The following is a 21,532-nucleotide window of genomic DNA, read 5'->3' as shown; positions in this document are numbered from 1 at the left end:
CAATAAAAACTTGCCCAATAAATTTCTTTACACTAATTTTAAACTATGGCTTATACTGCAACTTTAGAAGACGAAAATAAAGAAATAGCAAGACGCTATAAAGATATGTTGAAGTCTACTTACCAACACTTATCAAAAGAAGATAAGGAACGGATACGTAAGGCTTTTGATGTAGCTGTTGATGCCCATAAAGACCAACGTAGAAAATCTGGTGAACCCTATATTTATCACCCTATTGCGGTAGCTTCAATAGTAGCTAATGAAATTGGCTTAGGTGCTACTTCTATTATGTGTGCTTTACTTCATGATGTTGTTGAAGATTCTGACGATTATACTTTTGAAGATATTGAAGGTCTTTTTGGAGAAACTGTGGCTAAAATAGTAAATGGTTTAACCAAAATTTCTAGATTAAATAAAGATCAAGAAGTTTCAATTCAAGCTGAAAATTTCAGAAAAATGCTCTTAACACTAAATGATGATGTTAGAGTAATTTTAATAAAAATTGCGGACAGATTGCATAATATGCAAACTATGGACTCTATGCCGCATCATAAACAAATAAAAATATCTTCAGAAACCTTATATATCTATGCTCCATTAGCCCACAGATTAGGGTTGTATAATATTAAAACAGAACTTGAAGACTTAGGGCTTAAATATACTGAACCTGAAGTTTATAACGATATTTTAACAAAAATAACAGAAAGTAAAGAGCAACAAGAAGAATATATAAGAACATTTACAGAAAGTGTAGAAAAAGCATTAGATAAAGAAAATTTTGACTATGTAATAAAAGGAAGGCCAAAATCGATTTATTCAATCAGAAAAAAAATGTTGAATCAAGGGGTTTCCTTTGATGAAATTTACGACAAATTTGCAATACGAATTATTTATAGCTCTAATTTAGAAGATGAAAAATTTAATGCTTGGAAAATATATTCTATTATAACTGATAGTTTTAACCCTAATCCCAATCGTTTACGTGATTGGATTTCACAACCTAAATCAACTGGATACGAATCGCTTCATATTACGGTCATGGGGCCTAAAGGGAGGTGGATAGAAGTTCAAATTCGATCAACACGAATGGATGAAATAGCCGAAAAAGGATATGCGGCTCATTTTAAATACAAACATGGTAATGAAAAAGAAAGTGGGTTAGAAAACTGGTTAAATAAACTCAAAGAAACATTAGAAAACCCAGATGTAAATGCCGTTGATTTTGTTGAACAATTTAAATTAAATTTATATTCAAAAGAAATATACGTATTTACTCCTCAAGGAGATATAAAATCTTTACCAAAAGGTGCTACTCCATTAGATTTTGCTTTTGCCATACATACTGATGTAGGTATGACCTGTAGAGGTGCTAAAGTTAATAACAAATTGGTTCCGCTTAGTCATACTTTAAATAGTGGTGATCAGGTTCAGATTATTACTTCAATAAATCAAAAACCTAAATTAAGTTGGTTAGATTTTGCTCAAACGGCTAGAGCTAAATCTAAAATTAAAGCAGCCTTAAAAGAAGACCAAAAATTGGTAGCAGATGATGGAAAAGAGATTCTAAAACGCAAATTAAGGCATTTAAAAGTACCATTCAACGAAAAAACAATAAATGAACTTGTGAGTTACTTTAAACTAAAAACAAGTCACGATTTATTTTATAGATTTGGTAATGGAGCTATAGACAATCAACAACTTAAAAATTTTGTAAGTCAAAGAAGTAATGCCATTTACAAATTTTTTAAAAACACCATTAAAAGAAGTGAGAAAAAAACAGTTGATACCAAGTCTGAAGAACTCACCGATAAATTTGACTTACTTGTTTTTGGTAAGGATGAAGAGAAATTAGAATATAAATTAGCCCAGTGTTGCAACCCCATACCAGGAGACAAAGTTTTTGGGTTTGTAACTGTTTCAGACGGTATTAAAGTACACAAACAAAATTGTCCTAATGCAATAAGTATGCAATCTCAATTTGCGTATCGTGTAATTACGGCAAAATGGATAGATTCAACACAACAAGAGTACAAAGTACAACTTAAATTAACAGGTATTGACCATCTTGGCTTGGTAAACGAAGTTACTCAAATAATCTCTAGCAATATGAATGTAAACATATACAACATTAATATTTCTGGAGGACAAAGCGTTTTTTCAGGCTATATAACCGTTGGTATAAAAAATAATGAACAATTAAAAAAACTAATGGAAAAATTAAAGAAAATAGATGGAATTGACAAAATTCAACGTCTAAATAACTAGTGTTTAAAAGTTCTTAAACTTTTTTAATAAACCAATGAGAAATACTTGTTTTTAAACCGTAAATTTGCTCGTTTAATAAAGATAGAAATGGATAATTCTAAAAATCAGGAAATTGTAAAAAGTGTCTTCACAAATTTTTTAGAACAAAACAACCATAGAAAAACACCTGAACGCTATGCTATTCTTCAAGAAATCTATGATCACGATGATCATTTTGATATAGAATCACTTTATATCTATATGAAAAATCAAAATTATCGTGTAAGTAGAGCTACACTTTACAATACGATAGAATTACTGTTAGAATGTGGTTTAGTTAGACGTCATCAATTTGGTCAAAATCAGGCCCATTACGAAAAATCATATTTTGATAAGCAACACGATCATATAATTTTGACAGATACAGGTGAAGTAATTGAATTTTGTGATCCTAGAATTCAAACTATAAAAAAAACTATAGAAGAGGTATTTGATATAAAAGTTAACAATCACTCTTTATATTTCTATGGTGAAAGAAATAACAAAAAAGAACAAAAACAAAATACAAAATAATTAATAATGAGGTGTTTATAAAATATCTATAACACCTCCCAAAGAAATTAAATAATATTAAAATGGTTGATTTATTACTTGGCTTACAATGGGGCGATGAAGGAAAAGGTAAAATAGTAGATGTACTCACAAAAAATTACGACATCATAGCTCGTTTTCAAGGAGGGCCTAATGCAGGACACACGTTACTTTTTGATGGTAACAAACATGTATTACACACTATTCCTTCAGGAATTTTCCATGATAAAGCAGTAAATATTGTTGGTAATGGGGTGGTTATTGATCCTGTTATTTTCCAAAAAGAGTTAGAAAACCTCGCTCCTTATAATATTGATTTTAAATCAAAATTATTAATTTCTCGAAAAGCTCATCTAATATTACCTACACACAGATTATTAGATGCCGCTTCTGAAACTTCTAAGGGAAAAGCAAAAATTGGTTCTACCCTAAAAGGAATAGGCCCTACATACATGGACAAAACAGGTAGAAATGGAATGCGTGTAGGTGATTTAGAATTGGAAGATTGGAAAGATAAATACAAAGCACTGACAGATAAGCATTTAAACATGCTGAATTATTTTGATGTAGATATTGAATTTAACCTCGAAGAATTAGAAAAACAATTCTGTGAAGCAGTTAAAGTTTTAAAACAATTAACATTTATTGATAGCGAAGAATACTTATTCAATGCTATGCAAAATAATAAAACCATTTTAGCAGAAGGAGCTCAAGGATCTCTATTAGACATAGACTTTGGAACATATCCGTTTGTTACATCCTCCAATACTACAGCAGCAGGAGCTTGTACTGGTTTAGGTGTTGCTCCAAATAAAATTGGCGAAGTTTATGGTATTTTTAAAGCTTATACCACACGTGTTGGTTCAGGTCCATTTCCTACTGAATTGTTTGATGAAGATGGTAAAACAATGGCTAAAGTTGGTCATGAGTTTGGAGCTACTACCGGAAGAGCTCGTCGTTGTGGATGGTTAGATTTAGTTGCTTTAAAATATGCAGTACAAATCAATGGTGTTACAGAATTACACATGATGAAAGGAGATGTACTTTCTGGATTTTCCACTCTAAAAGTATGTACTTCATATAACTATAAAGGTAAAAAGATAACTCATTTACCTTATAACATTGAACCTGAAAATGTAACAGTTAACTATACTGAATTTAAAGGTTGGCAAGACGATCTTACAAAAATGGAATCTGCAGATCAACTTCCAAAAAACCTTATTGATTATATCGAATTTATTGAAAAAGAAGTGCAAGTTCCTATTAAAATTGTTTCAGTTGGACCTGATAGAAAACAAACCATTTTTAGGTAATTAACCTAAATAACATATTTTTTTAAACGTTCTGATTTCAAAAGTGAAAAACAGCAGAAATAGTTTGTCGCTATTTTAAATAAAACAAAATAGAAAATGATTATACACCCAAAAACTCGAGGATTTATATGCGTTACTTCACATCCTGAAGGTTGTGCAGAAAACGTTCAAAAACAAATTAATTATATAAAATCTAAAAGTAATATTGATGGTGCTAAAAAAGTTTTAGTTATTGGTGCTTCTACAGGTTTTGGATTGGCTTCTCGTATAACTAGTGCTTTTGGTTCTAATGCCGCAACTATTGGTGTTTTTTTTGAGAAACCACCCTTAGAAGGACGAACAGCATCTTCTGGTTGGTATAATACAGCCGCTTTTGAAAAACAAGCTCATAAAGAAGGGCTTTATGCCAAAAGTATTAATGGAGATGCCTTTTCTAATGAAATTAAAGAACAAACAGCTCAATTAATAAAAAAGGATTTTGGTAAAGTTGATTTAGTAATTTACAGTTTGGCGTCTCCTGTTAGAACACATCCTGAAACCGGAATACGCTACAAATCAACCTTAAAACCAATTGAAAATACATATACTAATAAGACTGTTGATTTTCATACAGGTGAAATAAAAGACATTTCAATTGAACCTGGCACTGAAAAAGATATTGAAAATACAATTGCTGTAATGGGTGGTGAAGATTGGCAACTTTGGATTGACAAACTTAAAAATGAAGAGTTACTTGCTGATAATTTTAAAACTGTAGCCTATTCTTATATAGGCCCAAAATTAACAGAACCTGTTTACAGAAAAGGAACTATTGGCATGGCAAAAGACCATTTAGAAGCTACCGCTTTTAAAATTACCGATATACTAAAAGACATTAACGGTAAAGCCTATATTTCTGTTAATAAAGCATTAGTTACTCAATCTAGTTCTGCAATTCCTGTAATTCCATTGTACATTTCTTTATTATATAAAGTAATGAAAGAAAAAGACATTCATGAAGGATGTATAGAGCAGATTTATAGATTGTTTAAAGAACGATTATTTCTTGATAAAATACCAACAGATAATGAAGGAAGAATACGAATAGACGATTTAGAAATGCGTGATGATGTACAAGAAAAAGTAGTTGAACTTTGGAAAAAAGCAACAACAGAAAACCTTTCGAGTATTGGTGATTTACAAGGGTATAAAGATGATTTTTTCCATCTTTTTGGATTTAATTTTGAAAATATCGACTATGATAAAGAAACCAATGAAATGGTAAATATACCAGGATTGCAGTAGTGTTTAAATCCGAATTTATAAATTAAAAAAATTATAATGCTAAGAAAAAGTATCGTATTAAGCTTAATCGTTATCTTAACTTTTAAAGCATGTAAAAAACAAGTGCAATCGGATAACAACCCAAAAGATTTAATATCCATAAATGATTTTGACAGCATTGCAATTCAAGAACTCCCTTTTTCATTTGCTTTTAATAAAGATTCTATTATGGACTACCATTATACCTTAGAAGCTTTTGAAAAAAATAATAAAATTGACAAGAACGAAAAATTAAACACCTACTTTTCTGATTCAACAACATTTTTAATTGATGAAAATTTGTTAATAACAGACAGTAAAAACTATCCTTACAAAGGAAAAGGATATTTCTATTTGCGTTTGCCTGACATTAACAATATTAAGGTGTTAATTTTTACTTATCAAAACTCTGAAGAACCAGAGACACTCCCCTACTTTGAACTTCAAACTTTTGATGAAAATACAAATGTTATTGATAAGTTAATATTGGCAGGAGGTATTAATTATGATTGTAGTTGGGATAGACAATTTAAAATTGATAAAGATTATAATATTTACCTGACTGACAAAGAGTCTTGTTTTAATCCTGAAAATGAAAAACAAATTTTAAAACGCACCATTCAAACACAGTGTAAAGTAGATGAAAACGGAAAAATAACAGTAGTTAATAATGATGAAGCTGTATAAGCTACCGTTGTAACCCTATTTTATAAGCTTTTAATGCACGCTCTCTTGCAAACTTATGATCTACCATTTCTTCTGAGTAACCCAAATCAAATTCAGGAATCCATTTTTTAGTATATTTTAAATCTTCATCAAACTTTTTTAGTTGTGTAGTCGGATTAAAAATTCTAAAATAAGGAGCTGCATCACAACCCGTACCTGCAGCCCATTGCCAATTTCCGTTATTTGATGACAATTCATAATCTAACAATTTTTCAGCAAAATAAGCCTCTCCCCACCTCCAGTCAATTAATAAATGTTTACACAAAAAACTTGCAGTAACCATCCTAACTCGGTTATGCATATAACCAGTTTCATTTAATTCTCTCATTCCAGCATCAACTAATGGGTATCCTGTTTTACCTTCACACCATCGTTTAAAATCGGTATGATTATCTCTCCACTTAATTCCATTATATTTTGGTTTAAAATTTGAAGTGACCACATTCGGGAAATGAAATAATATCTGCATAAAAAATTCTCGCCAAATCAATTCACTTAAAAATACAGCATTTTTATTAAGTGCTATGGCCACATATTTTCTAATACTCACTGTGCCAAATCTCAAATGAGGCGATAAATAAGAAGTACCTTTATTCGAAGGAAAATCTCTATTTTTATCATAATCAGAAATACAATTCAAATTTACAGGATAAACCTTCTGTTTACTTTTTACAAAACCTAATGTTTCTATTTCAGGAAAAGCGACGTTGAACTTAAAAAACTTTTTTAGTTTTAGTTGCTCTTCAGTTATTTTTAACCCATCATTTTTCAATTTTTCTAACCACTTATTTTTATAAGGTGTATATATGGTATATGGCGTTTTATCTTCTTTTAAAATTTCATTTTTCTCAAATATTACTTGATCTTTAAAATGTAAAACATCAATATTTTGTGATTTTAAATATTTACAAATTTTAGCATCTCTTTTTATCGCATAAGGTTCGTAATCTCTGTTATAAAAAACTTTATTCACATTATATTCTAAAGTAAGCTCTCTCCAAATTTTTTCTACATTTCCTTTTTTAAGTAGTAAAGAGCTCTCATTTTTATTCAGTTTTAAATGAATATTTTTAAGCGAATAATAAATAAAACTAATTCTAGCATCATTATTAGGCAAATCTTCTAAAATATCATCATCAAAAATAAAAATTGGCAACACAGGTAGCGAACTTGCCAAGGCTTCTTGTAACCCTATATTATCTTGAAGTCTTAGATCTCGTCTAAACCAAAAAATATTAACTTTTATTTTATTCATATCTTCCAAATTGATTTTCTACAGCTTTAGTTCGGTAGTCAAATATTTCTTTTAGTTTCTGTTTAATTAGTAAAGTATTGGCAACGGCTCCTAAAAAACCAAAAGGAGGTTGGTAACTAACAATATCTTTCATTAAAACACCATTTTCAATGGGTTCTATAATATGTTGATGATGCCAAAGTGCATATGGCCCCACGCGTTGTTCGTCAACAAAATAGCTGTTTTCTTTTATATGTGTAATTTCAGTTACCCAAGTTGTTTTTATACCAAAAAGCGGTGTCACGATATAAGTTATAATCATACCTTCATACATTTTTTCTGGTAAATCTTGAGTAATAATGTCAAACCCCATATAATCAGGTGTAATCTCTTTTAGATTCGCTGGCGAAGATATAAAATGCCATAATTCATCAATGGTACAATTAATTTTTTGTGATTTTACTAATTGATAAAATGCCATTTAGTTTTTATTTAATGTTTCTATTTTTCTAAGTATTTCATCAGCTTCAGCATATTTTGAATCACTTTCTTTTCGATTTGTTGTAGAAAGTTTATGCGATTCCTCTAAAAGCTTTTTGTATTTATCATTTAGCTTTTCTATTTCTGATTTTTTCTTAAATAAGTTAAACATATTTAATATTATTAATTGTTAGAATATATGTAATAATTGAGAGAAGTAGCAATTAACAACCATATAATATATGGCCCCAGTAATAGACTTACTAATTTTAACTGACTGTAATAAGTAATAAAAAAATAGATAATTAATAATGTAAGTAAAGTAATAATAACAAGAGCTAACCCTACATGATGTTGATTAAAAAACACATAGTTCCAACTTACATTTAATACAACTTGAATAACAAACAACCCAAAACACAACGCCGATTTATCTACTGAGTAAAGCTGAGCCATATAGATTGAAAAACAAATCATTATAATAGTCCAGGCAGCCCCAAAAACCCATCCCGGTGGAGTCCATGGAGCTTTATTTAGGTTGATATACCACTCTGTTTGTGGCCCATTATTCATTAACCAACTGCCAACACCTAATGCTGTAAAATTTATTACTAAGAAAACTATAACCAATAAACTATATTTCATCTTTTTATATTTGTAATGTTACAATGCCGCAGTCCATTTCAAAAATTTGTCCAGAAATAGAAGCCGTTTTTTCAGATATTAAAAAATCTGCCATAGTTGCTACCTCTTTAGGATTTAAATATTTTTTCAATGGATGTCTTTCTACAATTTTTTTCTTCCTAATATCGTCACGTAATAATTTATCTGCTAAATCAGTATCTGTTACTGTAGGTGCAATTGCATTAATCCTTATTTTAGGAGCCAATTCTGCAGCTAATGATTTTACTAGGCCTTCCACTCCACCCTTAGCCACGGCAATACTAGAATGAAAAGGCATACCCATTTTAACTGCCACTGTGCTAAACAAAACGATGGACGGATTATTTCCTTTTTTTAAGATTGGAAGATAGTTCTGTATTGCTTTAATGGCTCCTAAAACATTTATATTAAAGTCAGTTTTAAAATCTTCTAAAGTTAATCTTAAAATTGGTTTTAAATTGATACTTCCAGGACAATATATTAAATTATCTGCTACTTCGATTTTAGGCAATTGATCTTTTAAAACATCACATTTATACTGACTAAAATTGTTATGATTAATTTTAGAAGGCGTTCTACTTATGTTTATAATTTCATGTTCTTCTACTAAACTTTGAACTATAGCATTACCAATTCCTTTACTTCCACCAATGATTATTATCTTTTTCACTATCCTAATTTTGTTAAATTATATACGAACTAATTTGTTTATCATGCCGTTAAAAATAAATCCATGAAATGGCCAAATGCTATACCAGTAAAGCCTACCGAATAAACCATGTGGCCTAAAAACAGCACGTTGATACAATATGTTTTCTATAATAACAAACTCTAACCAAGCTTCTCCTGGTAATTTCATTTCAGCATAAAGTAAGAGTCGCTTTTCTTTTTTATTGGCATACAACACTCTCCAAAAATCTAAGGCATCTCCTGTGCTTAATTTTGTAGGATGAGTTCTACCACGACGTATACCAATACCTCCAAATAATTTGTCTAAATACCCTCTAATTTTCCATAATGTATTACCATAATACCATCCATTTTTACCTCCAATAGACCAGATTTTTTCGATTGTTTTCGCTTCATTTGTAACTCTCCTCTCTTTAATATCCTTAAAACAGCCGTAATGTGGAACTTCAATATATTGTGATAGCTTTTTATTGAATCGACCACTTACAAAAGAATCTTTCCAACTTGAAACACTACTATTTTGTTCTATTTTTATGAAAGCCTTTGCTACTGCTTCTTTATAAGAAATAGGATTCACATCAAGTATTTTATTGATATTACTCGGTTTACCTATAACTTCTACTTTCATACTATCTACCAAACTGATAGCTAATTTATATGATGTGGCTGTTATAAAATATAACCAATAAGAAGATAATTTTGGTGTCATCACTGGAACTGAATAAATATACCTTTTAAACTTACGTACCTCAGAAAATTGCAACATCATTTGTTTGTAAGAAAGTATTTCTGGTCCAAAAATATCATAAGAATTATTGTACAACTCCTTTTTTCCAATAGCTCTAGAGAGAAAACTCAATACATCTCTAATAGCTATATATTGAGATTTAGTTCTAACCCATTTAGGTACAATCATTACAGGTAATTTTTCTACCAAATCACGAATAATTTCAAAAGAGGCACTTCCGCTTCCCACAATAATACCTGCTCTAAAAGTAGTTAATGCATACTTATTCGATTGAAGCATAGTTTCAACCCTTTTTCTAGAAGCTAAATGTTTCGATAAATTACTATCATTAACAATTCCACTTAGATATACAACCTGTTTTATGTTGGTTTTTTCTAAATATTTTCGAAAATTAAATGCACACTTTTCTTCAAGTTTTTCAAAATCAGTAGCCGATGATGACATTGAATGAATTAAATAATAAGCAACATTTATATCATTTGGGATATTAGTTAAAGTATTCTCTTTTAAAAAATCTACCTCAATTAAACTTATATTTTCATTGTTTTTAACTACTTCCGGAATCCTATCTTTATCTCGTACACAACATACCAACTGATGATTTAATTCTAATAAAATTGGAATTAAACGTTTGCCTATATACCCTGTGGTACCTGTTATCAATATTTTCATAGCATGTTTTTCTTAACATTAAAAAATAAGTTCGATTTCTTAAATTTTTCAATTAAAACTACACTACTAAAAATCAACGTAAAGGCATAACCAACATCTTCAACTGGTATTGTTCCTAATCTAATTCCTAAATTTTCACTATCATTATACCACACTACTTGCTCTTCAATAAAACTTCCAGTTAAAATTCCGTTTACAACAAAAAATGGAATAAGAATTATTAAAAACGTAATATAAAAAATTGGTAATTGTTTATTTTTTGTAAGATAGCTATAACACAATAATGCAGTTAAAAATATATAATTATAAAAGGTATAGGCTTTATTATAATTTGTTAAAGCTAAAATTATTATTACTAGTATTAAACTTATAGTTATAAAATTAGTAACTTTTAAAGATAATGAAACCTTTGGAAAAAAATATTGAAACGCATAATGAATGAAAATACTGGCATAAGGTATACAAACAAAAAACAACCATTCTTCGATAGGTAGCCCCAAAAGATCAATTCCTACTAAATAAGTAGCATTAAACCCCCAATAACCAAGATATGTAAATATAATATCCCAAACTAAAAAAAATAGAGCTACTATACTTATAGAAAACAAGACTTCTTTCCACCATTGTATATAATGCATACGCTTTTCAAAGCTATATATAAAGGGAATACTAAAAGACGTCAAATTTAAAAGTAGATATAAAGACATTATATTTTAAAATATTTAAAAGGAACGAATAACATACCAAAACACTCCCCTTTATCTTTACCTAAATGTTTGTGGTGTACTTTATGAGCTTTTCTCAATCCAATTAGGTACTTATTTTTAGTATTTTTAAACCATTTGAAACGTTGATGAATAAGTACATCATGTATTAAAAAATAACAAACTCCATAGATAAAAAAACCTAAACCTATAAAAAACAATGAGTTTAGTCCACTATAAGCAAGTCCAAAAAAAAATAATAACATGCTAGGAGTAGCGAAAATTAGAAAAAAAACATCATTTTTCTCAAACTTATGAGGATACTTTGGCTGATGATGATCTTGATGAAAATACCACATAAATCCATGCATTAAATATTTATGGGTTAACCAAGTTATGCCTTCCATACATACAAATGTAATAAGGGTGACTAATAGATATTTTAAAATTAGTAGTACCATTTACATTAAATTCAATTTGTAAGTTACGAAGGATTGTGCTAGTAAACTAATCTTTCTTGAATTTGAAACACGAATTCTAGTACTCATAATTTTTGTACTTGGAGTTCTTTTAAGTTTATTTAATAAACATTTGTAATATATAAAAGCAGTATATACTCCAAATTTTGCTTCTTTAGGTAAACCTTTAATTCCTATATAAGCCAATTTAAAATCTAGTTCAATTTCTTTAATAATTTTAGATTTAGAAATATTATTTAAATTCTGTATATCAATATTAGGAAAATAAGATCTATTAAGTACTTCAATATCTTCTTTCAAGTCTCTCAAAAAATTAACTTTTTGAAAAGCAGAACCTAAACGCATCGCTGGTTCTTTAAGCGTATTATAACTATCTAAATCTCCTTTGACAAATACTTTTAAACACATGAGGCCAACCACATCTGCAGAGCCATAAATATATTCCTCATAATCTTCCTTATCATAATTAAGTTTTGTCAAATCTAACCGCATACTTTTTAAGAAAGATTGTATTAAATCATTATCAATATTATACTGTTTTACTGTTAATTGAAATGCATTTAGAATAGGATTTAAACTAATTTTTTGCTGATATGCTTTATAATATTCTTTTTCAAAATCATCTAATAAATATTCCTTGTCATAATTATGAAAGGTATCAACTATTTCATCTGCAAATCGAACAAAACCATATATACTATAAATAGCATTTCTAATAGATGGAGCTAACATTTTTACCGCCAAACTAAACGACGTACTATAAGATTTTGTAACCAACTTACTACACCCAATAGAAACTTTGTTAAATAAATTACTCATAGGTGATATTTTTTATGTCAGTTGCTATTGGATATTTTTTCTGTATTGAACTGGCTGCAATCTTACCTGAAATTAAAGATGGAGGTACACCAGGACCTGGGACAGTTAATTGTCCTGTAAAGAATAAATTATTTATCTTTTTACTTTTAATTTTTGGACGTAAAAATGCTGTTTGAGTTAATATATTTGCCAACCCATAAGCGTTTCCTTTATAAGAATTATAATCTTCAATAAAATCTTTAATACAATACGATTCTTTAAACAACACATGGTTTTGAACCTGTTGATTTGTCAATTTTTCAAACCTTTCTATGATATGTTTAAAATAACTTTCACGAACTTCTGGAGTATCTTCAATTCCTGGAGCAATAGGTATTAAGAAAAAACCAGTCTCTTTATTTTTTGGAGCAAATGAATTGTCTGTAATACTAGGAAAATTTGCATAAAACAATGGTTTTTCTGGCCATCCAGGCTGATCGTAAATTTTAATAGCATGTTTATCAAAATCTGCATCAAAGAATAAAGTATGATGTGATACATTTTTTATTTTTTTATCAAAACCTACAAAAAACAATAATGAGGAAGGTGCAAACACTTTTTTATTCCAATATTTTTCTGAATATTGTCTATAATTTTTATCTAATAAGGTTTCTGTATGGTGATAATCTGCTCCACTTAAAACTATATCAGCTTTTATTAATGTATCCTCCACTTGAACGCCTACAGCTTTGTTATTTTCGACTACAATTTTTGACACATCATTATTGGTTTTTATTTGCACCCCCAAACTGGTAGCTAAGGTAGACATAGCTTTCACTATTTCATACATACCACCTTTAGGATGCCAAGTTCCTAAACCAAAATCAGCATAATTCATAAAACTATAAAAAGAAGGAGTATTGTTAGGTTTTGCTCCTAAAAAAAGAACAGGAAATTCAAGAATTTGTAATAGTTTTTCACTTTTGATATGCTTTCTAACCTGCTTTCTAATACTAGAAAAAAATTGATTAACCCTACTAATGGTAGTAGGAGTTATCAATTCAACAATTGAGTTACCTGGTTTATACACCAAGTCTTTAATAGCCACATTATAATTATATTTTGCAACGTCAATAAAATCTTGAAGATACTTAGAACTACCTGATTCAATAGTTTCGAATGTATTTTTTATATCAGAAAGATTATCTGATATTTTTACACTATCATTTTCTCCAAAATAGACTTGATAAGCAGGATTTAATTTTGTTAAGGTGTAGTAATCAGAAACTTTCTTATCAAAATCATTAAAAAAGTTTTCAAAAACATCAGGCATCCAATACCATGATGGCCCCATATCAAAAGTAAAATTATCTTTTTTAAATACCCTAGCCCTACCTCCTACGGTATCATTCTTTTCCAATATGGTAACTGAATATCCGGCCTTGGCGAGATAACATGAAGCGGCTAACGAAGAAAAGCCAGAACCAATAATAAGTATAGTGTTTTTCATTTTGTTTAACAAATATATTAAAAATATTAAACAAAATAACCTTTTATACTAAAATATTTTCAATATTTCTTTTAATGAGGTAACAGCATAAACATTTGAATAAGGTATTTCTTTGTTAAACTGAGAGGCTTTTAATCCTAAAAACCAAAATTTATTAGATGTACTTTTAATAAGATGATTATAAATTTTCTCCAAATATTCATCTATATTATTTTCATTTGGCTCAACTGTAAAATAAGATATAAATTGAATATCTCCAAAAAGTTGTTTAATATCTTCGACAGCTTCAATATTAATATTAGCTCCTAAATAAATAGAATGATACCCTCGTAAAATCAATTCATAGTGCAAAAACAAAAGTCCTAATTCATGAATTTCACCTATTGGTAAAAAAAGCACAAAAGTTTTGTCTTTTTTAGAAAAATTAGAAATTTGACTACGTTCAATATTAGCGTGTAGCTTTTGCATAACTAGGTTAGAAACAAAATGCTCATGCATTGGTTTTATAGTTTTACTTTGCCAAAGAAGACCAATATGATCTAACAAAGGAATTAAAACATCTAAAAATATCTCACTAAAAGATTTATATGACAACAGTTTATTATAGGCGTTATTAAATGCTGCAACATCAAAATTAAGCATAGCAACTTTAAATTCATTTTGTACACCTTGCTCTAACGCCTTATCTGAAGTTAACTCCTTTACTTTTCTTAATAAAAGATCTTCTGAAAATTCAGCAATTTTAGAAATTTTATATCCATTATTATAAAGTAAATTAATATTTAATAACTTAATAAAGTTATCACCATCATAATATCTAATGTTAGTATCGGTTCGTGAAGGTTTTAAAAGATGATATCTTTTTTCCCAAATTCTAATAGTATGTGGTTTTATTCCTGTAAAATTCTCTAAATCTTTAATGGAGAATTTAGTCTTTATATTGTTTAACATAATTTATTAAATGTAAAACAAAGTTACATTATTTTTTTAATATCTTGTAAATTTTGTAACAAAACTTAATTTTACACTACTTATAAAAAGTAATTAGCAACATAGTGAATAAAACTTTAGAGCATAAATTTATTTCAGATTTAGAAGAAAATCAAAATATAGTACATAAGGTATGTCGTATATACACGAATAATAAAGAGGCTCATAACGATTTATTTCAAGAAATCAGTATTCAACTATGGAAAGCTTACCCTAAATTTAGAGGTGACTCTAAATTTAGTACTTGGATGTATAGAGTAGCTCTTAATACAGCTATTACTTTATATAGAAAATCAAAAAGAACTATCAAAACTCAAGATTTTGAATCAGTTTTATATCGGATTGAATCTATTGATTATGATGATTCTGAAGAGAAACAACTTAAATTATTATATAAAGCAATTCATCAATTATCAGATATTGACAAAGCATTAGTATTGCTTTATTTGGAAGATAAAAGTTACAAAGATATATCTGAAATGATGGGTATTACTGAAGTAAATGCTCGTGTAAAGATGAATAGAGTTAAAACAAAATTGAAAAATATTTTAAATCCGTAACTGTATGGATCAATTAGAATTGTTAAAGAAAGATTGGAAAAATCAAGATAAAATAATTCCTAAATTATCTAAGGAAGAATTATCTAAAATTATTCATAGAAAATCTTCATCCATTGTTAAATGGATATTTATTATTAGTATTTTAGAATTATTAATACCAATTACATTGTCTCTTTGTAGTAGAAAATTAAGAGCTACAGATGAAATTGAAAAATTAGGATTAACCAATTTTATGAATATTTTTTACGGAATGGTTTTTTTAGTTGTTCTGTTTTTTATAGTTAAGTTTTACAAAAACTACAAAGCTATTTCTGCAAATTCTAGCACTAAAATTTTGATTCAAAAAATTATAAAAACTCGTAAAACAGTAAAATATTATATTTGGTTCAATCTCGCCTTAATACCAATAATAACTGTGGTTTTAGTATACCAAACACTACATTCTCCAGAAATAATTGCAAAAAATTTAGATAACTTATCTATCCTAACAATTTGGGTATTATCACTAATAATAATGGCAATTGTTGTAGGTGTTTTTTGGTTATTTTACCAATTAATTTATGGTATTTTATTAAAAAGATTAACTAAAAATTATAACGAACTTATCAATAACGAAATCAATTTACAAAATATCTAAGTTTCCTTTGCCTTCTCTAATAATTTCAATCTCATCTTGAGATAAATCAATTACTGTAGAAGGCTCATTTCCTCCATAACCACCATCAATTACAATATCTACAAGTTTTTGCCATTTTTCAAAAATCAATTCTGGGTCGGTAGTGTATTCAATTACATCATCATCATCACGAATAGATGTTGAAACTATTGGATTGCCTAATTCTTCTACAATTGCCTTAACTATATTATTCTCTGGCACTCTAATACCAACCGTCTTCTTATTTTTAAAAGCTTTAGGTAAATTATTATTACCAGGTAACACAAAAGTATAAGGTCCGGGGAGAGCTCTTTTTAAAATTTTATAGGTTGGTGTATTTATTTGTTTAACATAATCAGATAAATGACTCAAATCATTACAAATAAAAGATAAATTAGCTTTAGCCAATTTAATTCCTTTAATACGAGCAATTTTTTCAAGTGCCTTAGCGTTAGTTATATCACATCCTAAACCGTAAACAGTATCTGTAGGATATATAATTAAACCTCCTTTTTTAAGAACTTCAACAACTTTTGTGATTTCTTTAGGATTTGGGTTTTCATTATAAATTTTTATAAACTGAGCCATTGTTTAAATATAATTAATGATTGATACCATATGAAAACTATATTAAAATTAAGAAAAAATATTTTAACATTAGTTACTTTTTTGCTACTATTACTTTTAATAATCTCTTGTTCTGATGAGAATTCTACACCTGAACCCATTTTAGAAAAATCAGAATCTCTAAATGTTTCTTATGGAGCTCATGAAGAGCAAAAATACGATATTTATTTACCAAAAGGAAGGACTTCTGAATCTACAAAAGTTTTTATTTTAGTGCATGGTGGAGCTTGGGTTGAGGGAGACAAAAGCGATATGAATGCTTTTGTTAGTGAATTACAAAGTCAATCACCAAATTATGCTATTGTTAATTTAAATTATAGATTAGCTTCTGAAGGTAATAGTCCTTTTCCTATGCAAATAAATGATATTAAAGCAGTAATAGCTCACTTAAAATCAAAACAAGACGAATACCAAATAACGAATAAATATGCCTTTATAGGAACTAGTGCAGGTGCACACTTAGCAATGCTTTATAGCTATGCTTACAATGAAAATAAAGAGGTTGATATGGTTTGTAGTATTGTAGGGCCTACAAATTTTACGGATGATGCGTATGTTAACCCTACCGAATTGACTTATTTAGTATTAGCTCTTCAAGTTCAAAGTATAACAGGGGTATTATTTGCTAATGACATGCAGTATTATAAAGACATAAGCCCGTATCATGTTGTAACCTCTTCTGCTCCGCCGACTATTTTATTTTATGGAAATCAAGACCCATTAATTCCATCTTCACAAGGAATAGATATGCACGAAAAGTTAAATGAATTGGGTGTTACTAATGAATTTACAATTTATGACGGTGAAGGTCACGGTTGGGAAGGTGAAAACTTATTGGATACCACAGTTAAATTAAGAGCTTTTATTAAAACTCATTTTTAAAGATACTTTTTTATCTCGTTTCTTTAATTTTTTAATCATTTATTACTTGTTTTGTATTTAACTGGCCGTAAGAAACCATTTTAAGAGTTGCTTTATTTTCTTTATCTAAGTCAATAAGACCTTCCATAGTTAAATAACCAACAAAATCAGATTTCAAATCAAGACTAAGATTTAATGAATGTTAATAGGTTCCTTTAAAGTCAAAGGTTAAAGAAAATGAATTATTATCTTCTTCATTATCAATTATTTTAATTTTAAAAGTAAAAGCAACTATAGCAATAGTATCATCCCCTCTCGTTTCCACTTTTATTAATTCCAAACTCCCTGAACCCTCATCAAAAGTTCCAAACTGTAACAATTCATTTAATTGATTTTTATTCAGATGTTTTACTTCATTTAATCGTACTTTTTTTAAATATTTTTTAGGTTTATTAGTGATACTGGGAATTTCATTTTTTAAGAGTTCTTTAATTTCTTCATTATATTTTTCAATATTATGAATCTTAAACTTCCCTCTTTTTTTAATAAACTCAACCTCTAATCCAGTTAAAGCACTTGAAGTATTTTGAGTCATTGACTGACCCAAAATACTAAACTGAACATCAAAATAATCTCGTTCAAATTTTCTAATCAACTTGTTTTTAAACCAACGGTCTGTATTTGATGCGTTTAAAATAAACTTATCAATTACACCATTAATTGTTGTGTCTTTTGTGATTAAAAACACTTTGCCTTCTGAAAGTGGAATATAAGAAAATTGAGAAGTAATACTTTTCCCATAACAGTCATTACAACTGTTATTCAAATTATAGCTTTTTGTACTATTTTGAGCTAAAGTAAGTTGTGAGACAAAATAAACAACATTACAAATAAGGACTATTTTCCGTAACATTACTTAAGTTTTTTTTAAGTTTTGTCTGGCTTTTTTTAGTTGAAAGCTCTCTCCTAAATAAACTTTTCTTACCATCTCATCTTCAGCTAATTCTTGTGGTGTACCTTCTTTTAAAATACCACCTTCGAACATTAAATATGTTTTATCTGTAATGGCCAGAGTTTCTTGTACATTATGGTCTGTAATTAAAATTCCTATATTTCTATCTTTTAGATGAGAAACAATACTTTGAATATCTTCAACCGCAATTGGATCAACTCCCGCAAATGGCTCATCTAATAAAATAAAATTAGGATCAGAAGCCAATGCTCGTGCAATTTCAGTCCTTCTACGCTCACCTCCTGACAATAAATCTCCTCTATTTTTTCTTACATGACCTAAACTAAATTCATCTATTAATGATTCTAACTTTTCTTTTTGTTGTTTTTTTGAAAGGTTTGTAAATTGTAATACTGAAAGTATGTTATCTTCTACAGATAGTTTTCTAAATACAGAAGCTTCTTGAGCCAAATAGCCTACTCCTTTTTGAGCTCTCTTGTACATTGAATCATCTGTAATATCTTGATTGTCTAAAAATATTTTACCGTCGTTAGGCTTTATCATACCAACAATCATATAGAAAGAAGTAGTTTTTCCTGCTCCATTAGGCCCTAAAAGCCCAATAATTTCACCTTGTTCTACTTGTAGTGAAATTCCTTTTACTACTTTTCTACTACCATATATTTTTACAATATTATCTGCTCTTAAAATCATTAGCTTCGATTAACAATTTTTATATTTAACGTGTATAACTTCCTTTAAAATAAAGGATGGTACTTACACTTTTATTTTCAATTTATTGTTCTCTAAAATGAAATTAAAAATAACATTTTTAAGAAATATTTTTGAACTATAAAACTTATGTACCTGTAAAAGTAACTAATTTTATTATGCCTTTGCAGCACGTTTTTTCTCTTTTCTAGCAATTACGGTAGCAATAATAATACTTAATTCATATAAAATTGCCATAGGTATAGCTACTATAAATTGACTAATTACATCTGGCGGTGTAATAATTGCAGCTAAAAGTAGTAATACAACAATAGCATATTTTCTATATTTTTTCAAAAATTCTGGTGTTACTAAGCCCATTTTAGCTAAAAAAAAGATAATGATTGGCATTTCAAAAATTAAACCTGATGCCAATACAGATGCTCTTAACAATCCAATATATGAATTTAAATCAATATTGTTATTTACTTCATCTGCCACTCGATAAGAACCTAAAAAATTTACAGATAATGGAGTAAGTAAAAAATAACCAAACAAAACACCGAAGAAAAATAAAAGAGAAGAAATAATAATAAAACTTCTTGCGTATTTTCTTTCACTAGCATAAAGTGCAGGTTTAATAAATTTCCAAATCTCCCATAAAATAAAAGGAAAAGCTGCAATAAAGCCAACAGTAATAGAAGTCCAAATATGAGCCGAAAATTGACCTGCCATGGTTCTACTTTGAACCAAAAATGGAATTTCATCAATACACAATCCTTCTGTACCAAACTTTTGAGATAGATTACACAAAAATTTATAAGTATAAAATTGTGGATCTTTTGGGAGTAAAATTATTTTTTCGAATATAAATGACTTCATTAAAAAAGCTACTGAACTCATTATAAGTATAGCCAAAGTAGAACGTACTAAAGTCCACCTTAATACTTCAAGATGATCTAAAAAGGACATTTCTTTTTCTTCTTTAGACTTCTTTTTTGCCATATTAAATTATGCCTTCTTTTATTAAATCATGTAAATGTACTACTCCCATATAACTATTATCATCTACAACTAATAATTGTGTAATATTATTACTTTCCATAATATCTAACGCTTCAATTGCCATAGCTTCAGAAGTTATAACTTTAGGATTTTTACCCATAATATCTTTAGCTGACAATTGAGTAAAATTGTCATTGTTTTTGAGCATACGTCTTATATCTCCATCTGTAATAATACCAACAACTTCATGATTTTTGATAACCGCTGTAGCTCCTAATCTCTTTTCAGATATTTCTATTATTACATTAGTAATAGAATCTTCTGGGGCAACTGCGGGTTTTGTATTTTTCTCAATTAAATCTGCCACTCTAAGATATAGTCTTTTCCCTAAAGTACCTCCTGGATGGTATTTTGCAAAATCTTTGCTAGTAAAATCTTTCATTTCTAACAAACAAATCGCTAAAGCATCACCCAACACTAGTTGTGCTGTGGTACTAGTTGTTGGAGCCAAATTATTAGGACAAGCCTCTTGCTCTACATACGAATTAATTACAAAATCTGCTTTATTAGCTAAATAGGAATCTTTGTTACCAGTTATAGCAATAATTTTATTTTTTGAGTCTTTAATTAAAGGAAGTAATACTTTAATTTCTGGAGTATTTCCACTTTTAGAAATACAGATTACAACATCATCCTTTTGTACTATACCTAAATCACCATGAATAGCATCAGCAGCATGCATAAATATTGCTGGTGTACCCGTCGAGTTTAAAGTTGCTACAACCTTTGATGCAATATTGGCACTTTTGCCAATTCCTGTTACAATTACACGTCCTTTTGATTTTAGTATAAATTTAACTGCATTTTCGAAATCTTTATTCAAAAATTTTATTAAATTCGCTATCGCCTTACTTTCGATAGTTATGCTATCTTTGGCAATCGCTAAAATGTCTTTTTTAGTGTTCAAATTAAGAATTATTTATATTAAAAAATAAAGTAGTATCTTTAGTTGCAAAT

Annotated in this window: 25 protein-coding genes; 8 read left to right on the top strand and 17 right to left on the bottom strand. The window is 28.7% G+C overall.

Annotation, left to right across the window (positions count from 1 at the left end; translation table 11 throughout):
* The first annotated feature begins 45 nt into the window (after positions 1–45).
* From EGM88_RS15395 to EGM88_RS15375, 5 genes are all read left to right on the top strand, one after another.
* Positions 46–2,265 carry a RelA/SpoT family protein gene (locus EGM88_RS15395; RefSeq protein WP_123899306.1) on the top strand — a complete coding sequence of 740 codons (2,220 nt, stop codon included), beginning with the start codon at positions 46–48 and terminating at the stop codon, positions 2,263–2,265.
* Positions 2,266–2,352: 87 nt separating this feature from the next.
* Complete coding sequence (locus EGM88_RS15390; protein WP_123899305.1) at positions 2,353–2,817, top strand: Fur family transcriptional regulator; 465 nt, start codon at positions 2,353–2,355, stop codon at positions 2,815–2,817.
* Positions 2,818–2,879: 62 nt separating this feature from the next.
* Positions 2,880–4,148: an adenylosuccinate synthase gene (locus tag EGM88_RS15385; RefSeq protein ID WP_123899304.1), complete on the top strand. Its 1,269-nt coding sequence runs from the start codon at positions 2,880–2,882 to the stop codon at positions 4,146–4,148.
* 96 nt (positions 4,149–4,244) lie between these two features.
* The gene (gene fabV / locus EGM88_RS15380; RefSeq protein WP_123899303.1) at positions 4,245–5,432 is read left to right on the top strand and encodes an enoyl-ACP reductase FabV; all 1,188 of its coding nucleotides are present in this window, start codon (positions 4,245–4,247) and stop codon (positions 5,430–5,432) included.
* Positions 5,433–5,468: 36 nt separating this feature from the next.
* Positions 5,469–6,137, top strand: a complete 669-nt coding sequence (locus EGM88_RS15375; protein WP_123899302.1) for a hypothetical protein — start codon at positions 5,469–5,471, stop codon at positions 6,135–6,137.
* Position 6,138: 1 nt separating this feature from the next.
* Here the strand turns inward: EGM88_RS15375 and EGM88_RS15370 are convergent, their stop codons facing one another.
* Genes EGM88_RS15370 through EGM88_RS15320 form a run of 11 tightly spaced genes read right to left on the bottom strand, consistent with a single transcriptional unit; the run spans position 6,139 to position 15,105 of the window.
* Entirely contained in the window at positions 6,139–7,431 is a 1,293-nt protein-coding gene (locus tag EGM88_RS15370; protein ID WP_123899301.1) for a cryptochrome/photolyase family protein, read from the bottom strand.
* Positions 7,424–7,891, bottom strand: coding sequence for an SRPBCC family protein (locus tag EGM88_RS15365; protein ID WP_123899300.1), 468 nt, complete (start codon positions 7,889–7,891; stop codon positions 7,424–7,426). Before EGM88_RS15365 ends, EGM88_RS15370 begins: the two co-directional genes overlap by 8 nt.
* Positions 7,892–8,062, bottom strand: coding sequence for a Lacal_2735 family protein (locus EGM88_RS15360; protein ID WP_123899299.1), 171 nt, complete (start codon positions 8,060–8,062; stop codon positions 7,892–7,894).
* A gap of 11 nt (positions 8,063–8,073) precedes the next feature.
* Entirely contained in the window at positions 8,074–8,535 is a 462-nt protein-coding gene (locus EGM88_RS15355; protein WP_123899298.1) for a TspO/MBR family protein, read from the bottom strand.
* 4 nt (positions 8,536–8,539) lie between these two features.
* Positions 8,540–9,223: an SDR family NAD(P)-dependent oxidoreductase gene (locus EGM88_RS15350; RefSeq protein WP_123899297.1), complete on the bottom strand. Its 684-nt coding sequence runs from the start codon at positions 9,221–9,223 to the stop codon at positions 8,540–8,542.
* Between the two features lie 18 nt (positions 9,224–9,241).
* A complete protein-coding gene (locus EGM88_RS15345; protein ID WP_123899296.1) occupies positions 9,242–10,663 on the bottom strand; it encodes an SDR family oxidoreductase in 1,422 nt (473 codons plus the stop codon).
* Positions 10,660–11,370, bottom strand: a complete 711-nt coding sequence (locus EGM88_RS15340) for a lycopene cyclase domain-containing protein (protein ID WP_123899295.1) — start codon at positions 11,368–11,370, stop codon at positions 10,660–10,662. The genes EGM88_RS15345 and EGM88_RS15340 overlap by 4 nt, the downstream gene beginning before the upstream one ends.
* Complete coding sequence (locus EGM88_RS15335; protein ID WP_123899294.1) at positions 11,370–11,828, bottom strand: sterol desaturase family protein; 459 nt, start codon at positions 11,826–11,828, stop codon at positions 11,370–11,372. Before EGM88_RS15335 ends, EGM88_RS15340 begins: the two co-directional genes overlap by 1 nt.
* Positions 11,829–12,665, bottom strand: a complete 837-nt coding sequence (locus EGM88_RS15330; protein ID WP_123899293.1) for a phytoene/squalene synthase family protein — start codon at positions 12,663–12,665, stop codon at positions 11,829–11,831.
* Positions 12,658–14,154, bottom strand: a complete 1,497-nt coding sequence (locus EGM88_RS15325; protein WP_123899292.1) for a phytoene desaturase family protein — start codon at positions 14,152–14,154, stop codon at positions 12,658–12,660. Before EGM88_RS15325 ends, EGM88_RS15330 begins: the two co-directional genes overlap by 8 nt.
* A gap of 48 nt (positions 14,155–14,202) precedes the next feature.
* The gene (locus EGM88_RS15320; protein WP_123899291.1) at positions 14,203–15,105 is read right to left on the bottom strand and encodes a MerR family transcriptional regulator; all 903 of its coding nucleotides are present in this window, start codon (positions 15,103–15,105) and stop codon (positions 14,203–14,205) included.
* 104 nt (positions 15,106–15,209) lie between these two features.
* Here EGM88_RS15320 and EGM88_RS15315 point away from each other — a divergent pair, with 104 nt between their 5' ends.
* Together EGM88_RS15315 and EGM88_RS15310 are read left to right on the top strand one after the other, a co-directional pair.
* Positions 15,210–15,704: an RNA polymerase sigma factor gene (locus EGM88_RS15315; protein ID WP_123899290.1), complete on the top strand. Its 495-nt coding sequence runs from the start codon at positions 15,210–15,212 to the stop codon at positions 15,702–15,704.
* A gap of 4 nt (positions 15,705–15,708) precedes the next feature.
* Entirely contained in the window at positions 15,709–16,341 is a 633-nt protein-coding gene (locus EGM88_RS15310; protein WP_123899289.1) for a hypothetical protein, read from the top strand.
* On the opposite strand, the gene EGM88_RS15305 is transcribed toward EGM88_RS15310, so the two are convergent.
* Positions 16,327–16,947 carry an L-threonylcarbamoyladenylate synthase gene (locus EGM88_RS15305; protein WP_123899288.1) on the bottom strand — a complete coding sequence of 207 codons (621 nt, stop codon included), beginning with the start codon at positions 16,945–16,947 and terminating at the stop codon, positions 16,327–16,329. The two genes, EGM88_RS15310 and EGM88_RS15305, sit on opposite strands and share 15 nt — an antisense overlap.
* A 30-nt stretch (positions 16,948–16,977) precedes the next feature.
* On the opposite strand from EGM88_RS15305, the gene EGM88_RS15300 reads away from it, so the two are divergent.
* Entirely contained in the window at positions 16,978–17,868 is an 891-nt protein-coding gene (locus tag EGM88_RS15300; RefSeq protein WP_123899287.1) for an alpha/beta hydrolase, read from the top strand.
* A 31-nt stretch (positions 17,869–17,899) separates the two neighbouring features.
* On the opposite strand, the gene EGM88_RS16120 is transcribed toward EGM88_RS15300, so the two are convergent.
* From EGM88_RS16120 to EGM88_RS15280, 5 genes are all read right to left on the bottom strand, one after another.
* Positions 17,900–18,025 carry a hypothetical protein gene (locus tag EGM88_RS16120; RefSeq protein WP_262696521.1) on the bottom strand — a complete coding sequence of 42 codons (126 nt, stop codon included), beginning with the start codon at positions 18,023–18,025 and terminating at the stop codon, positions 17,900–17,902.
* Positions 18,026–18,049: 24 nt separating this feature from the next.
* Positions 18,050–18,760, bottom strand: a complete 711-nt coding sequence (locus tag EGM88_RS15295; protein WP_123899286.1) for a hypothetical protein — start codon at positions 18,758–18,760, stop codon at positions 18,050–18,052.
* Positions 18,761–18,763: 3 nt separating this feature from the next.
* Complete coding sequence (gene lptB / locus EGM88_RS15290) at positions 18,764–19,513, bottom strand: LPS export ABC transporter ATP-binding protein (protein ID WP_123899285.1); 750 nt, start codon at positions 19,511–19,513, stop codon at positions 18,764–18,766.
* A 174-nt stretch (positions 19,514–19,687) separates the two neighbouring features.
* Entirely contained in the window at positions 19,688–20,515 is an 828-nt protein-coding gene (tatC, locus tag EGM88_RS15285; RefSeq protein WP_123899284.1) for a twin-arginine translocase subunit TatC, read from the bottom strand.
* 1 nt (position 20,516) lies between these two features.
* Positions 20,517–21,482 carry a KpsF/GutQ family sugar-phosphate isomerase gene (locus tag EGM88_RS15280; protein ID WP_123899283.1) on the bottom strand — a complete coding sequence of 322 codons (966 nt, stop codon included), beginning with the start codon at positions 21,480–21,482 and terminating at the stop codon, positions 20,517–20,519.
* Positions 21,483–21,532 lie beyond the last annotated feature (50 nt).

The organism is Aureibaculum marinum, assembly GCF_003813905.1.
Taxonomy (GTDB): Bacteria; Bacteroidota; Bacteroidia; order Flavobacteriales; family Flavobacteriaceae; genus Aureibaculum; species Aureibaculum marinum.
This window is presented reverse-complemented; position numbering and strand designations above follow the sequence as displayed.

Bases quoted from the DNA above. Each gene is read 5' to 3' on its own strand.
- EGM88_RS15395 (WP_123899306.1), top strand. From the start codon at position 46: ATGGCTTATACTGCAACTTTAGAAGACGAAAATAAAGAAATAGCAAGA.
- EGM88_RS15390 (WP_123899305.1), top strand. From the start codon at position 2,353: ATGGATAATTCTAAAAATCAGGAAATTGTAAAAAGTGTCTTCACAAAT.
- EGM88_RS15385 (WP_123899304.1), top strand. From the start codon at position 2,880: ATGGTTGATTTATTACTTGGCTTACAATGGGGCGATGAAGGAAAAGGT.
- fabV (WP_123899303.1), top strand. From the start codon at position 4,245: ATGATTATACACCCAAAAACTCGAGGATTTATATGCGTTACTTCACAT.
- EGM88_RS15375 (WP_123899302.1), top strand. From the start codon at position 5,469: ATGCTAAGAAAAAGTATCGTATTAAGCTTAATCGTTATCTTAACTTTT.
- EGM88_RS15370 (WP_123899301.1), bottom strand. From the start codon at position 7,431: ATGAATAAAATAAAAGTTAATATTTTTTGGTTTAGACGAGATCTAAGA.
- EGM88_RS15365 (WP_123899300.1), bottom strand. From the start codon at position 7,891: ATGGCATTTTATCAATTAGTAAAATCACAAAAAATTAATTGTACCATT.
- EGM88_RS15360 (WP_123899299.1), bottom strand. From the start codon at position 8,062: ATGTTTAACTTATTTAAGAAAAAATCAGAAATAGAAAAGCTAAATGAT.
- EGM88_RS15355 (WP_123899298.1), bottom strand. From the start codon at position 8,535: ATGAAATATAGTTTATTGGTTATAGTTTTCTTAGTAATAAATTTTACA.
- EGM88_RS15345 (WP_123899296.1), bottom strand. From the start codon at position 10,663: ATGAAAATATTGATAACAGGTACCACAGGGTATATAGGCAAACGTTTA.
- EGM88_RS15340 (WP_123899295.1), bottom strand. From the start codon at position 11,370: ATGTCTTTATATCTACTTTTAAATTTGACGTCTTTTAGTATTCCCTTT.
- EGM88_RS15335 (WP_123899294.1), bottom strand. From the start codon at position 11,828: ATGGTACTACTAATTTTAAAATATCTATTAGTCACCCTTATTACATTT.
- EGM88_RS15330 (WP_123899293.1), bottom strand. From the start codon at position 12,665: ATGAGTAATTTATTTAACAAAGTTTCTATTGGGTGTAGTAAGTTGGTT.
- EGM88_RS15325 (WP_123899292.1), bottom strand. From the start codon at position 14,154: ATGAAAAACACTATACTTATTATTGGTTCTGGCTTTTCTTCGTTAGCC.
- EGM88_RS15320 (WP_123899291.1), bottom strand. From the start codon at position 15,105: ATGTTAAACAATATAAAGACTAAATTCTCCATTAAAGATTTAGAGAAT.
- EGM88_RS15310 (WP_123899289.1), top strand. From the start codon at position 15,709: ATGGATCAATTAGAATTGTTAAAGAAAGATTGGAAAAATCAAGATAAA.
- EGM88_RS15305 (WP_123899288.1), bottom strand. From the start codon at position 16,947: ATGGCTCAGTTTATAAAAATTTATAATGAAAACCCAAATCCTAAAGAA.
- EGM88_RS15300 (WP_123899287.1), top strand. From the start codon at position 16,978: ATGAAAACTATATTAAAATTAAGAAAAAATATTTTAACATTAGTTACT.
- EGM88_RS15295 (WP_123899286.1), bottom strand. From the start codon at position 18,760: ATGTTACGGAAAATAGTCCTTATTTGTAATGTTGTTTATTTTGTCTCA.
- lptB (WP_123899285.1), bottom strand. From the start codon at position 19,513: ATGATTTTAAGAGCAGATAATATTGTAAAAATATATGGTAGTAGAAAA.
- tatC (WP_123899284.1), bottom strand. From the start codon at position 20,515: ATGGCAAAAAAGAAGTCTAAAGAAGAAAAAGAAATGTCCTTTTTAGAT.